Below are 13,739 nucleotides of genomic sequence, written 5' to 3'. Positions count from 1 at the left end.
CCGCGGGCAGCTCGCCTTCCTGCACATGTCCGACGCGCGGCCGCATAGCTTCAAGTGCAACGTGCCCAGACCAGACGGAACACAGTCATGAAACTCACCCTCTCCTGGCTCAAGGATCATCTCGAGACAGACGCCTCGCTGGCGGAAATCGTCGAGCGTCTCACCTCGATCGGCCTCGAGGTCGAGCATGTCGACGACCGGGCGAGCCTGGCCCCCTTCGTCATCGCCAAGGTGGTGACGGCGGTCCAGCATCCCGACGCCGACCGGCTTCGCGTGCTGACCGTCGACACCGGCGACGGCAAGCCGCCGGTGCAGGTCGTGTGTGGAGCGCCGAACGCCCGCGCGGGCTTGGTCGGCGCCTTCGCAGCACCGGGCACCTATATTCCCGGCATCGACGTGACGCTGACCGTCGGCAAGATCCGCGGCGTTGAAAGCCACGGCATGATGTGCTCCGAGCGCGAGCTCGAATTGTCCGAGGAGCATGACGGCATCATCGACCTTCCGGCCGATGCGCCGGTCGGTACCAGCTTCGCCGCCTATGCCCATCTCGACGACCCGCTGATCGAGATCAATCTGACGCCGAACCGGCCGGATGCGACCAGTGTCCATGGCATCGCCCGCGATCTGGCGGCGAGCGGGCTCGGCAGGCTGAAGAGCGCGCCGATAGAGCCGATCCCCGGCAAGGGCGAGACGCCGGTCAAGGTGACGATCGAAGCGCCGGAGCTCTGTCCCGGCTTTGCGCTGCGCCTGGTGCGCGGCGTCAAGAACGGACCGTCGCCGAAATGGCTGCAGCAAAGGCTTCTCGCCATCGGCTTGAGGCCGATCAGCGCGCTCGTCGATATCACCAATTACGTCACCTTCGACCGCGGCCGGCCGCTGCATGTCTTCGACGCTGCGAAGGTCACCGGCAATCTCGCCGTGCGCCGGGCGCGTGATGGCGAAAAGGTGCTGTCGCTCGACGGCCGCGAATACACGCTGACGCCGGAGATGTGCGTCATCGCCGACCAGGACGGCATCGAATCGATTGCCGGCATCATGGGCGGCGAGCATTCCGGCTGCGACGAGAACACCACCGACGTGCTGATCGAGTCGGCGCTTTGGGACCCGATCACCACCGCCCGCACCGGCCGCACGCTCGGCATCATTACGGATGCACGCTACCGCTTCGAGCGCGGCGTCGACCCGGAAATGATGGTTCCCGGCTTGGAGCTGGCAACGAAGCTGGTGCTCGACTTCTGCGGCGGTACGCCGGCGCAAACCGAAGTCGTCGGCTATGCCGGCCATCAGCCGAAGATCGTCTCGTTCCCATTGTCGGAAGTGAAGCGGCTGACCGGCATCGAAGTGCCGCGCTCGACAAGCCTCGACATTCTTGCCCGCCTCGGCTTCAGGCCGGAGGGCACGGGCGATGTCGTCAATGTGGCGGTCCCGTCCTGGCGGCCGGATGTCGACGGCAAGGCCGACCTGGTCGAGGAGGTCATGCGCATCCACGGCGTCGACAACATCGCGCCGCAGCCGCTCGGTTCGCACGATGCGGTCAACGCCAGGATCCTGACTGTGCTGCAGATCCGCACCCGCGCCGCCAAGCGGGCACTTGCCGTGCGCGGCATGATGGAGGCCGTCACCTGGTCGTTCATTCCGGCAAAACACGCCGAATTGTTCGGCGGCGGCCAGCAGGCGCTGAAGCTTGCCAACCCGATCGCCGCCGATATGTCGGACATGCGGCCGTCGCTGCTGCCGGGGCTGATCGCGGCAGCGCAACGCAATGCCGACAGGGGCATCGGCGATGTCGCGCTGTTCGAAGTGTCGGGCACCTATGAAGGCGACGGCGCCGACCAGCAGCGGCGTGTTGCCGCCGGCGTGCGGCGCGGCACCGCCAAGCTCGAAGGCTCCGGCCGCCATTGGGCCGGCAACGCCGGCGCCGTCGGCGTCTTCGATGCCAAGGCCGACGCGATCGCCGCACTCGAAGCCTGCGGCGCGCCGGTCGAGCGGCTGCAGATCGAGGCCGGCGGCCCGGCCTGGTATCACCCCGGCCGCTCCGGCACGATCAAGCTCGGGCCGAAGGTAATCCTTGGCACGTTTGGCGAGTTCCACCCGAAGACGCTGGAGGGGCTTGACGTCTCCGGCCCGCTTTGCGGCTTCGAAGTGTTCATCGATGCCGTGCCTGAGCCGAAGACCAAGCCGACGCGGACAAAGCCGAGACTGGATCTGTCCGCCTTCCAGGCAATCAAGCGCGATTTCGCCTTCGTCGTCGACAAGGCGGTCGAAGCCGGCACACTCGTTCGCGCCGCCCTTGCCGCCGACCGAAAGCTGATTTCCGGCGTCTCGGTGTTCGATGTTTTCGAGGGTGCAGCGCTCGGCGCGGCGAAGAAATCGATCGCCATCGAAGTGTCGATCCAGCCGGTCGAAAAGACGCTGACCGACGAGGATTTCGAGGCGCTGGCCAAGCGCATCGTCGAGAATGTCGGCAAGCAGACCGGCGGCGTGCTGCGCGGCTGAGGGGTTGCGAGCGCCTGGCGAATCGCCGTCCAAAGGGCGATGGACCATTTGCGCTATTCAGGGCTGCCCTTCGAGGAACAGCGTGCAGTCTTTCTCGATATCGTCTCAGCCGATCCGCTGGTCAGTGAGACGCTGTCGCGGGTACGGGTGCTAGGCCTGCCGGACTGGCTGGTCGTTTCCGGCGCGCTTTACAACAGCGTCTGGAATCATCTGACCGGAAAGCCCTCGGGGTACGGCATCCGGGATGTCGACCTTTTCTATTTCGATGAGAGCGATCTGTCCTATGAAGCCGAGGACACGGTCATCCGCCGGGCGGCGAGGCAGTTCGAAGGACTGACGCTGCCGGTCGAAGTGCGCAACCAGGCGCGGGTGCATCTGTGGTTTGAGGCGCGCTTTGGCGGTTCCTATCCCAGACTGTCGTCGTCCGCCGAGGCGCTGTCCTATTTCGCTTCGAAAACCCATGCGGTCGGCGTTAGATTCGGCACCGATGGGCAACTCGCGATCGTGGCGCCGTTCGGGCTCGACGACATCTTCTCGTTTCGCGTTACCCCGAACCGTGCACTGGATAATCGGCAGACGCACGAGATGAAGGGCGCACGTGCCAGGGAGAACTGGCCGGAGATCAGTGTCGTGCCTTGGTAGGAAATGTCGGCGCGAGGCACCCCCTCTGCCCTGCCGGGCATCTCCCCCTCAAGGGGGGAGATCGGATGTCGCCTCGGCTTTCGCCAATCACCGGCGCCGGAAGGGCGGGCAGGGCGCGGGAACTGCCAATCTCCCCCCTTGAGGGGGAGATGTCCGGCAGGACAGAGGGGGGTGCCTCGCGCCGAGGTCTCACAACGCTTTGCATCGCACCGTATTAGTCGAAAAGGGGTGCCGAAACGCCCCGTTTCGATTAGGCCGTCGATTGCCGTTCACCCGTTAACCAGCGCCAGCAGCTCCTCGGTATAGCGCTTGCCGACCACCTTTTCCGGCGACAGGGCGTCGCCGATGGATGCCACCTCGGGCTGGCTCAGCACGATATCGGCTGCCGCCGTATTCTGCTCCAGATGGCGCATTTTTCGCGCACCAGGGATCGGCACAATGAAGTCGCCCTGATGCAGCACCCAGGCGAGCGCCAGCTGCGCCGGCGTCACGCCCTTCCCGGCGGCCATCTTTTCCAGCACGGCGACGACCGCCGCATTGGCCGCCATGGCGTCGGCCTGGAAGCGCGGCAACCCACGGCGCCAGTCGTCGGCGCCGAGAACATCGGGCTTGGCGATCGTGCCGGTGAGCAGGCCGCGGCCGAGCGGGCTATAGGGGACAAAGCCGATGCCGAGCTCACGGCAGACAGCAAACACCTCCTCCTCCGGATCGCGGCTCCACAGTGAATACTCGCTCTGCACGGCGGCGATCGGATGCACGGCATGCGCCCGACGAATGGTCGCCGCACTTGCCTCCGACAGGCCGAGCGCCCGCACCTTGCCCTCGCGCACCAGCTCGGCCATGGCGCCGACCGTATCCTCGATCGGCACGTTGGGGTCGACGCGGTGCTGGTAATAGAGATCGATCACCTCCGTATCCAACCGCTTCAATGACGCTTCGGCCACGGCCTTGACATGCTCCGGGCGGCTATCGACACCGGCCATGCGCTCCATGCCGCTGCCTTCTTCGAGGATTTTGAAGCCGAATTTGGTTGCGATCGTCACCTTGTCACGCACCGGCTTCAGCGCCTTGCCGACCAGGATCTCGTTCTCGAAAGGGCCATAGACCTCGGCCGTGTCGAAGAAATTGACCCCAATCTCGACGGCATGGCGCAGCGTGGCAATCGCCTCCGCCTCCGGCTGGCCACCATAGGCAAAGCTCATCCCCATGCAGCCGAGGCCGACCGGGTAGACGTCAAGTTCATTGCCAAGCTTGCGGGTTTGCATCACGTGTCTCCTTGTTGTGATGGTTGTGATGCCGCAGAGATAGCGTCTTGCGCCGAGTTCGATAATCGGCTCTCAATTGCACGGGCTGTTCCAAGAAATAGATCAATGAAGCGAACCCATCTTTCACAGCTCGCGGTACTGGCAACGGTCGCCCAATGCGGCAGTTTTCGCGGCGCCGCCAAGGAGCTGGCGATCGCGCCATCGGCGGTCAGCCACGCGGTGTCCAGCCTCGAAGCGCGCCTCGGCGTGCGCCTTCTGGCGCGCAGCACGCGCAGCGTCGCTCCGACCGAGGAGGGCGCGCAACTGCTCGAGCGCCTCAGGCCGGCGCTGTCGGAAATCGACCTGGCGCTGGAATCGGCGATCGAGGCGCGCGACCGGCCGGCCGGCAATCTCCGGCTGACCGTGCCGCGCACCGCGGCCCATCTGGCGCTGACGCCAAGGCTCAGCGCCTTTGCGGCTGCCTATCCCGACATCGTGCTGGAGATCGTCATCGAGGACCGCTTCACCGACGTCGTCGAGGGCGGCTTCGATGGCGGTGTGCGACTGGGCGAGAGCCTGCAGCGCGACATGATCGCGGTGCGCATCGGACCAGACCTTCGCGGCGCCGTGGTCGGCGCGCCAGCCTACTTCGAGACCATGCCAAAACCGCAGCATCCGCGCGATCTCGCCGCTCACCGCTGCATCCGCTTCCGCTTCTCCAGCGGTGTTCTCTACCGCTGGGAATTCGAGAAAAACGGCGAGGAGATGGAGATAGCGGTTCAGGGGCCGCTGATCCTCGACGAGGACCATCTGATCGCCAATGCGGCGGTCGACGGCGCCGGGCTCGCCTTCGTGTTCGAGGACTATGTCCGCGACCCGCTCGCCGGCGGCAAGCTCGTTCGCGTGCTGGAGGACTGGTGCCCGCGCTTCGACGGCTTCTTCGTCTATTACCCAAGCCGCCGCCAGATGCGGCCGGCGCTCAGGGCCTTTGTCGATTTTTTCAAGGTCGGCGAGTAAGCCAACCCTCCCCACAAGGGAGAGGTGGAAGAAAGCCGACCTGGCATTCGTTCACCGACCATGTCAGCACTGCCCAAAAACCAGACGGCCGGCTACGGCTGGACGGCGATCATCCTTCACTGGCTGATCGCGGCGCTCTTTATCGGCCAGTTCGTGCTCGGCTTCGTCATGGTGCGGCTGTCCAGCCAGCGCACCGCCTTCGAGCTGATCCAGCTGCATAAATCCTTCGGCTTCCTGCTGCTTGGACTGGTCATCCTGCGCATCGCCTGGCGCCTGGGCAGACCGGCCCCGCCGCTGCCGCGCTCGGTCGGGCCTTTCGAGCGCCGTGCGGCGCCGCTGGTCCATCTCGCGCTTTATGCGTTTCAGCTCGCTCTGCCGTTGTCCGGCTGGGCACTGGTCTCGGTCTCGGTGCTGGAGATCCCGAGCGTGCCGTTCAATCTGTTCGTCATGCCCAATCTGCCGCTCGGTGAATCGGACACAGCAGAAAGCTTCTGGGCAGCGACGCACTGGTATCTCGCCTATGCCGGCATCGGACTTGTCGCTTTGCATCTCGCCGCAGCGCTGCGCCACCATTTCTGGCTGAGGGATACCGTGCTGACGCGCATGATCACGGCTTCGTCACATCACGACAGGGAATAGAGCGGACGGCTCATTCGTTGATGGGGCGAGGACGCAAGAAAGCGTTGCCCGCCAAGAGGACCATTTCCATGTACGCGCGCATCTTCGGATTTGCGGCAGCCGCCGCTTGTTTTGCCATGCCTGTTTTCGCCGCCGTTGCCCTTGGCGAGGCGGCCGGCAGCTACACGATCAGCCCGGGGAGTTCCAGCATCCATTTCTCCATCGCCAAGCTCGGCGGCGGCGGGCTCGACGGTGCCTTTTCCCGCTTCAAGGGCAGTATCCTCATCGACAACAGTGATGTCGGCCGGTCCCGGGTCAATTTCACCATCTTCCCCGAAAGCGTCGGTACCGGCCAAAGCCGCATCGATGCCTTTCTCCGCTCGGACGCCGTTTTCGACGCGGCCAACAATCCGGAGATCCAGTTCCGTTCGACCAGCGTCAAACGCACCGGCGACACGTCGGCCCTTGTCACCGGCCGGCTGACGGCGCGCGGCAAGACCTTTCAGGAAAAATTCACGGCCGAGCTCGGCGGGCTCAGGGCGGGCACGATAAAATTCCACGTCACCGGCAAGGTGCTGCGGTCGCGCTACGGCATGGATGTCGGCACGCCGATTTATTCCAACGTCGTCGATTTCGACATGACGCTGACGGGTAGAAGGGGTTGAGCGGTTCTTCCTGCGATTTCACCATCGCTGCAGGACCTGGGTTCCTCGCCCCCGCGGTGCGGGGGAGAGGTGGCCCGGCGAAGCCGGGACGGAGAGGGGGACGACGGTCGCGAAGTCAGACTCCTAAAAGGGACTGAGCGCGAGACGGGCCATAATACGAAGCCTATCAGGCGCCGCCCTTAAACAGCGAATTCCAGCCCGTCACGAAGACCCCTCTCCGTCCCGGCTTCGCCGGGCCACCTCTCCCCACTTCGTGGGGCGAGGAACCATGCTCCCGCATTGGCTTTTCTCCTGAATTGGGGCAAACCTCCAGGCCTGCAATCGAGAGGAGAAATCTGATGTTCCGATGGGGAGTTTTGTCGACGGCCAAGATCGGCCGCGAGCAGCTTTTGCCGGCAATCGTCGAAGCGGAGAACGGCGTGCTGTCCGCGATTGCCAGCCGCGATCTGTCGAAAGCGCAGGCGCTGGGCGAACGCTTCGGTGCGCGCCACGCGTTCGGCTCCTATGAGGAGCTGCTCGCCTCCAGCGACATCGACGGCGTCTACATTCCGCTGCCGACCTCGCAGCATGTCGAATGGACAGCCAAGGCGATCGAGGCCGGCAAGCATGTTCTGGTCGAAAAGCCACTGGCGCTCGACGCCAAGGACATTCCGCCATTGATCAAGCTGCGCGATGCCAGGAAGGTGCTGGTCTGCGAAGCCTTCATGGTCGTCTACCATCCGCAATGGATCAAGGTGCGCGACCTCATCGCCAACGGCGCCATCGGCCGGCTGCGCCATGTCCAGGGCGCGTTCTCCTATTACAATGTCGACCCCAACAACATGCGCAACAAGCTCGATCTCGGCGGCGGCGCGCTGCCCGACATCGGCGTCTATCCGACGGTATCGACGCGCTTTTCGACCGGCAAGGAGCCGCTGCGCGTCCAGGCGACGATCGAGCGCGACAAGACGTTCGGCACCGACATCTATTCCTCGATCCGCGCCGATTTCGGCGACTTCGAGCTGTCGTTTTACCTGTCGACGCAGATGGCGGCACGCCAGGTGATGGTCTTCCACGGCGAGAAGGGCTTCATCGAGGTGTTCTCACCGTTCAACGCCGGACTCTACGACCATCACCGCGTCGAACTGCACAACCAGAACCACAGCGAGGCGCAGGTGTTCCGCTTTCCCGGCACGCAGCAATACCGGCTGGAAGTCGAGGCCTTCGCGCGGGCGGCACGGGGCGGCAAGGACCGCGTCTTCACTCTGGAAGAATCGGTGCTCAACCAGAAGGTCATCGATGCCATCTTCCGCGCCGGCGAGAAGGAAGGCTGGGAAACAGTCTAGGCCGGCCATGATCCCAAAAAGTGGGGACCGGTTTTTGGACAAGATCATGGCCAAATAGATGTCCGACGATGCGGATGTGATCATTGTCGGCGCCGGCCTTGCCGGCCTTGTCGCGGCGGCCGAACTGACTGCGGCCGGCAAGAAGGCCATCATCGTCGAGCAGGAGCCGGAACAGTCGCTTGGCGGCCAGGCATTCTGGTCGCTCGGCGGAATCTTCCTTGTCGATTCGCCCGAACAGCGTCGCATGCGCATCCGCGATTCGTATGAGCTGGCGCTCGAGGACTGGCTGGGCACCGCAGCCTTCGACCGCACGGAAGATCTCTGGCCGCGCCGCTGGGCCGAGGCCTATCTCGGCTTCGCCGCCGGCGAGAAGCGCTCCTGGCTCATGCAGCGCGGCCTGAAATTCTTTCCGGTGGTCGGCTGGGCCGAGCGCGGCGGCGGCAATGCCGTCGGCCACGGCAATTCGGTGCCGCGCTTCCACATCACCTGGGGCACCGGCCCTGGCGTGCTCGAGCCGTTCGTGCAGCGCGTGCGCGAGGCCGAGAAACGCGGGCTGATCCGCTTCAAATTCCGTCACCGGGTAAACGAATTGACGCGGACGGGCGGCGTCGTCGACGGCGTGCGCGGCGACCTGTTGGCGGCGAGCGATGCCGAGCGCGGCCGCAAGAGCTCGCGCGAGATCACCGGCGATTTCGAGCTGAAGGCGCAGGCCGTCATCGTCGCCTCCGGCGGCATCGGCGCCAATCACCAGCTGGTCCGGGAGAATTGGCCGAAGCGGATGGGCGCGCCGCCGAAACGCATGATCACCGGCGTTCCCGATCATGTCGACGGCCGCATGCTGGCGATCGCCGAAGCCGCCGGCGGCCGGCTGATCAACCGCGACCGCATGTGGCACTATGTCGAGGGCGTCAGGAACTGGGCACCGATCTGGACCGATCATGCGATCCGCATCCTGCCCGGCCCGTCATCGCTGTGGCTCGATGCGCGCGGCAAGCGCCTGCCGGTCCCGCTCTATCCCGGCTTCGACACGTTGGCCACGCTCAGCCACATCATGAGCACCGGCTTCGATCATTCCTGGTTCATCCTGACCAAAAAGATCATCCAGAAGGAGTTCGCGCTGTCGGGCTCCGAGCAGAACCCCGATCTGACGGCGAAGAGCTGGCGCCAGGTGCTCGGACGCGCCACCAGCGGCGTGCCCGCGCCGGTCAAGGCGTTCATGGAGAAGGGCGAGGATTTCATCGTCGAGCCTGATTTGCCGGCGCTGGTCGCCCGCATGAACGCAGTGGCCGGCTGCGAGCCGCTGCTCGAACTGGCGCAGGTTGAGCGCGAAATCCGCGCCCGCGACCGGCAGCTCGACAATCCGTTCTCCAAGGACATGCAGATTACTGCGTTGCGCGGCGCGCGAGCCTATCTCGGCGACCGGCTGATCCGCACCGCAAGACCGCACAAGCTGCTCGATCCCGCCAATGGCCCGCTGATTGCCGTCAGGCTCAGCATCCTGACCCGCAAGACGCTCGGTGGGCTGGAGACTGACCTCGACAGCCGCGTGCTGGGCGCCGGCGGCCAACCAGTCGAGGGGCTGTACGCGGCGGGCGAGGCCGCCGGTTTCGGCGGCGGCGGCATGCACGGCTATGCAGCGCTCGAAGGCACGTTTCTCGGCGGCTGCATCTTTTCCGGCCGCAGTGCCGGACGGGCGGCGGCACACGCGGTGGGGTGAAACAAGGCCCGCCGGCGGCCGTTGCGCCAAGGTGGCGGGTCGCACCGAATGGCCAACTTCCCTTAGAGCATTTTGCAGCCGAATGGAATCATTTGGCGTCCGCATAAATGCGGCAAAACAGATAGTTAGAGCGGGTTACCGGTTCCAGGAGAACCGGAACCGGCTCTAGGTGAAGGGCTGCAAATTGACGTCTTGAAGCTTGGAACCGGCAAGCAAAGCCTCGAGCACCTGCTTCTTGAGAGACAGGCACTGCGAACGGGCAAGTTTGACGATGGCGGAAATCTCGCCTGCCTCACAGGCAAGGACCAGCTCCTTTTGCTGGGCGATGATCAACTGGGTGAAGTCGCGGGACTTGAAGCCGAGGTGGAGAACCCGCGCCGACTGGTCGAGTATCTGGTCCAGCAGATGCGCCAGTCGTAAATTTCCCGAGAGCTCCGCAAGGGCCAGACGAAACGCACGGTCGGCCGCAAGGAAGGCGACGTGGCTGCGTAGCGTCTCCGGCTTCAGCACTTTTTGCGCTGCCAGCCTGACATCCTCGAGCCCGCGCTCGGTCATGTTCGATGCCGCCACCCTGAACACTTCCGGCTCGATCAAGCTGCGGACATCGAAGATCTCGTTGACATCCCGCAGGCTGAGCGTAGCAACGACGTAGCCGCGGCGCGGCTCGCTCCTGACCAGTCCTTCCTGCATCAGTCGGGCCAGCGCCGCGCGGATGGTCGCCTTTTTGATCTGGTATCGATCACCGATCTGTTTCTCCGTCAGCGCCTCGCCGGGGCGCAGCACGCAGGCGATGATGTCGTTCCTCAGCTGCTCATATGCCTGTTCCCTGCGAAGGACGTCGGCGGCTGACAGTGCTGTCGCCTCGACCGTAGCCGGTCTTGCCGGTTCGGCGGTCAACTTCGTCGTTTTCATATTTTGTCCGTCTGGCTGTCCGATTGACGCTGGCCTCAGCATTCGCTAGCGTGATCATCTCAAATTGATAATCTGAGCATCTCAGAGAGGTAACTGATATGCCTTTAGCCGCCAACTCGCCCCTCTACGCTGTTGCTGATGATATCGTCAATGCCGCGAAGGGGCCAGATCCCCTCGAAGCGGTAAGGACGGTCCTGGGCGACTACACCAACCGCTTTCACGCATCGGGAACACTCGCTCACGAAGAAGACGACGACGAGGTGCTTCTGCATGCGAGTCCGAACCTGACGATCTATCACATCACTCTGTCGCCCGGCCTGCAGTACCCGCCTCACAACCACCTGATGGACGCCTTGATCGGCATCTACAAGGGCAGCGAGACGAACTTCATCTATCCCGTTGCCGGCAGCGAACTCGATGTTCCCGAAAGGCAGGACATCGCAGCGCCTGCCGTGGTGCACATGGCGTCAAATACCGTTCATGCGGTTGCGAATACGGGCGGTGCGCGATCGGGTGCGCTGCATGTCTACCTCGGCGATCTCACACGAACCCACCGGCAGCTGTGGAGTCCGGATAGCAACCAGGCCGAGCCGTTTGACAATGACCGCTATCTGGCCGGCGCTCGGCCCATTCAGCAGTCCGGGCACGAATGAGCGCAGGGGCGTCGCGGGCGGCGAAATTGGCCGTGATCAGCGGACCCGTCGGAATCGCGTCACACTTGTCACTCTCGCCAATCCGCTATCGCCCCTATCCTGTCTCACGACCCAACACGCAACACGTCGCGCCGGTGCGGCGACAAACCAGCAAGGGAGATGCACAATGACGGCACATCAGAATGGCACAGGCGAGCAGACGACGCGGCTCGCGATGAAGACACCACCGGTCGTTTCGCCTGACGCGTGGGAGGCCGCGCGCCAGCAACTGCTCGTGAAAGAGAAGACCGTGACCCGGGCTCGCGACGCACTGGCCGCCGAGCGCCGGCGGATGCCGTGGATGGCTGTGGAGAAGACCTATACGTTCGAGGGCCCCAACGGAAAGGTGAGCCTGCTCGACCTGTTCGAGGGCCGCCGTCAACTGATCGTCTACCGCGCCTTCTTCGAGCCCGGCGTATTCGGCTGGCCCGACCACGCTTGCCGCGGCTGTTCGCTGGGGGCGGACCAGGTCGGCAACCTCGCCCATCTGAACGCCCGCGACACCACGCTTGCCTACGCCTCGCGCGCACCGCAGGCCGACATTGCGCGGCTGAAGGCGCGGATGGACTGGAAGATGCCCTGGTACACCATCACCGACAGCTTCGATGCCGACTTCGGCGTTGACGAGTGGCACGGCCACAACGTGTTCATCCGCGACGGCGACCGCGTGTTCCGCACCTACTTCATCAACAACCGCGGTGACGAGGCGATGGGGACCGTATGGAGCTATCTCGACCTGTCGCCGCTCGGCCGCCAGGAGGTTTGGGAAGATTCGCCCGAGGGCTATCCGCAGACGCCGACGTACAAGTGGTGGAACTGGCACGACAATTACGGCGCCGAAGCCGTCCCCGACAAAAAATGGGTCGAGATATCGGACGCCGGAGAGGCCGCGTTCCGGAATCGCACTGAATAGAACGTCTTTGGCGTCGCGCAAATGCGGCCAGGACAATTGGAGGAGCGGGATGCACGGTTCGACCGCATCCCGCTCGCTATGTAGGACTACGGACATGAGCGAGATTCATGCAGGCGGATCCACCGGCGATGCGAGCCCGGCCGGCCATAGTGCAGCCGATTGGCTGTCCTTTGCGGCCGCGCCGACCTTCGCAACCATGGCGCTGCTGACGCTTCTCGGCGGCGCGCCGGACATGATGTGCTCGACCGGGCAAGAGGCGTCACCGCTGGGCGGCATGGTCCCGATGTACCTGCTGATGAGCGGCTTTCATTTAGGACCTTGGCTGAAGCAGGTTTCCGGCCGGCGACGCCGCCGCAAATAGAGCTGTACCGGCCGACAAAGGCCCGTTCTGGTCGGGAAGACATCCCTCACCAGATCCACTCGCCCCTTCCCAAAACCGCTACCGCATCGACAATCCGGGTAAAGCTCGAGCGGGCCCGGCCGGCCGTGTGCCTGGCGCGCAAATAGCCATGCACCAGCCCCGGCTCCTCGAGCCACCAGGCGCGCCCGCCCGCGGCAACGATGCGGTCGCGATAGGCTTCGCCGTCCGACGACAGCGGGTCGCATTCGGCGGTGATCACGACGGTGGGCGGCAGATTGGCGAACTCGGCGTCGGCGAGCGGCCACAGAGTGAGATCGCCGGTGCGATCCTCGCCACCGGTCCTGATGTCCCTGTAGAAAAGGAGGTCGCGCGCGGTAAGCATCGGCGCTTCCGCGTGGGTGACGTAGGAACCGGCGGAGCTGTCGCCGCCAAGGCCGGGATAGACCAGAATCTGGCCGATCGGCTTGCGCGCATGGCCGCGCGTTGCGTGACTGACAGCGGCGGCGAGATTGCCGCCGGCACTGTCGCCGCAGAGCAGGACAGGACGCTCGTAAGTCGCCGCCGCCCATTCGAAGGCGCTGATGGCATCGTCGAAGGCGGCCGGATGAAGGTGTTCCGGTGCCAGCCGGTAGTCGACCGAAACCACTTCGTAGCCGGTGCGGCTGCAAAGCTCGGCGCAGAGGTCGTCATGGCTGTCGAGCCCGCCGAGGATAAAACCGCCGCCATGGAAATAAAGCACCATCGCCGCCGTTTCCGGCGCCGGAGCGCGGTAGATGCGGATCGGAATGTGCCAGGGTGTGGCAATGGCGGTGGTTTCCGCCGTGACGCCTTGGGGATAGCCGGCAAAGAACTCGCGGCACATCCGGTTATAGATCTGGCGCTGCTCGGCGACGGTGTAGTCGATCGTATCGGGCGGATAATAAGAATTGGTCCGCTCGATGAAGGCCCAGGTCTCGGCGTCGATGAGGGTTTTGTAGTCGGTCATGGGCGCTGAATGGATCGCAATGAATCCGCGTGAACACCCCCCTCTGGCCTGCCGGCCATCTCCCCCTCAAGTGGGGAGATCGGCAGCTTCGGCCTTGCAGCCCATCTTGCAACGTTGGAGATTGGCGAAAACCGAAGCGACATCCGATCTCC

13 protein-coding genes are annotated in these 13,739 nt (G+C 64.4%); 10 read left to right on the top strand and 3 right to left on the bottom strand.

The window, feature by feature from the left end; all coding sequences use genetic code 11:
- Window positions 1-87: 87 nt before the first annotated feature.
- On the top strand, window positions 88-2,496 hold the full coding sequence (pheT, locus tag NKH99_RS02055) for a phenylalanine--tRNA ligase subunit beta (RefSeq protein WP_353012283.1): 2,409 nt from the start codon (window positions 88-90) through the stop codon (window positions 2,494-2,496).
- Between the two features lie 39 nt (window positions 2,497-2,535).
- Window positions 2,536-3,138, top strand: coding sequence for a nucleotidyltransferase family protein (locus NKH99_RS02050; RefSeq protein WP_353012280.1), 603 nt, complete (start codon window positions 2,536-2,538; stop codon window positions 3,136-3,138).
- A gap of 269 nt (window positions 3,139-3,407) precedes the next feature.
- On the opposite strand, the gene NKH99_RS02045 is transcribed toward NKH99_RS02050, so the two are convergent.
- Window positions 3,408-4,403: an aldo/keto reductase gene (locus NKH99_RS02045; RefSeq protein ID WP_352813947.1), complete on the bottom strand. Its 996-nt coding sequence runs from the start codon at window positions 4,401-4,403 to the stop codon at window positions 3,408-3,410.
- 105 nt (window positions 4,404-4,508) lie between these two features.
- On the opposite strand from NKH99_RS02045, the gene NKH99_RS02040 reads away from it, so the two are divergent.
- The 5 genes from NKH99_RS02040 (at window position 4,509) to NKH99_RS02020 (ending at window position 9,724) form a co-directional block, all read left to right on the top strand.
- Entirely contained in the window at window positions 4,509-5,399 is an 891-nt protein-coding gene (locus NKH99_RS02040) for a LysR family transcriptional regulator (RefSeq protein WP_353012276.1), read from the top strand.
- A gap of 60 nt (window positions 5,400-5,459) precedes the next feature.
- Complete coding sequence (locus tag NKH99_RS02035) at window positions 5,460-6,038, top strand: cytochrome b (RefSeq protein ID WP_352568460.1); 579 nt, start codon at window positions 5,460-5,462, stop codon at window positions 6,036-6,038.
- 68 nt (window positions 6,039-6,106) lie between these two features.
- The gene (locus tag NKH99_RS02030) at window positions 6,107-6,682 is read left to right on the top strand and encodes a YceI family protein (protein WP_352472551.1); all 576 of its coding nucleotides are present in this window, start codon (window positions 6,107-6,109) and stop codon (window positions 6,680-6,682) included.
- A 338-nt stretch (window positions 6,683-7,020) separates the two neighbouring features.
- On the top strand, window positions 7,021-8,007 hold the full coding sequence (locus NKH99_RS02025; protein WP_352929256.1) for a Gfo/Idh/MocA family protein: 987 nt from the start codon (window positions 7,021-7,023) through the stop codon (window positions 8,005-8,007).
- A 58-nt stretch (window positions 8,008-8,065) separates the two neighbouring features.
- On the top strand, window positions 8,066-9,724 hold the full coding sequence (locus tag NKH99_RS02020; RefSeq protein ID WP_353012271.1) for an FAD-binding dehydrogenase: 1,659 nt from the start codon (window positions 8,066-8,068) through the stop codon (window positions 9,722-9,724).
- 165 nt (window positions 9,725-9,889) lie between these two features.
- On the opposite strand, the gene NKH99_RS02015 is transcribed toward NKH99_RS02020, so the two are convergent.
- Window positions 9,890-10,636 carry a GntR family transcriptional regulator gene (locus tag NKH99_RS02015; protein WP_352540004.1) on the bottom strand — a complete coding sequence of 249 codons (747 nt, stop codon included), beginning with the start codon at window positions 10,634-10,636 and terminating at the stop codon, window positions 9,890-9,892.
- Between the two features lie 98 nt (window positions 10,637-10,734).
- On the opposite strand from NKH99_RS02015, the gene NKH99_RS02010 reads away from it, so the two are divergent.
- The 3 genes from NKH99_RS02010 (at window position 10,735) to NKH99_RS02000 (ending at window position 12,602) form a co-directional block, all read left to right on the top strand.
- Entirely contained in the window at window positions 10,735-11,289 is a 555-nt protein-coding gene (locus NKH99_RS02010) for an autotransporter (RefSeq protein ID WP_352540005.1), read from the top strand.
- Window positions 11,290-11,455: 166 nt separating this feature from the next.
- Window positions 11,456-12,241: a DUF899 domain-containing protein gene (locus tag NKH99_RS02005; protein WP_352454784.1), complete on the top strand. Its 786-nt coding sequence runs from the start codon at window positions 11,456-11,458 to the stop codon at window positions 12,239-12,241.
- A gap of 94 nt (window positions 12,242-12,335) precedes the next feature.
- Window positions 12,336-12,602: a hypothetical protein gene (locus NKH99_RS02000; RefSeq protein ID WP_023677590.1), complete on the top strand. Its 267-nt coding sequence runs from the start codon at window positions 12,336-12,338 to the stop codon at window positions 12,600-12,602.
- A gap of 46 nt (window positions 12,603-12,648) precedes the next feature.
- Here NKH99_RS02000 and NKH99_RS01995 read toward each other — a convergent pair whose 3' ends face one another.
- The gene (locus NKH99_RS01995) at window positions 12,649-13,587 is read right to left on the bottom strand and encodes an alpha/beta hydrolase (RefSeq protein WP_353012268.1); all 939 of its coding nucleotides are present in this window, start codon (window positions 13,585-13,587) and stop codon (window positions 12,649-12,651) included.
- Window positions 13,588-13,739 lie beyond the last annotated feature (152 nt).

Origin of the sequence: Mesorhizobium sp. M0854, assembly GCF_040319815.1 — a bacterium.
Classification (GTDB): domain Bacteria; phylum Pseudomonadota; class Alphaproteobacteria; order Rhizobiales; family Rhizobiaceae; genus Mesorhizobium.
The sequence above is the reverse complement of the archived record's forward strand: the minus strand, read 5'-3'. Positions and strand labels throughout refer to the sequence as shown.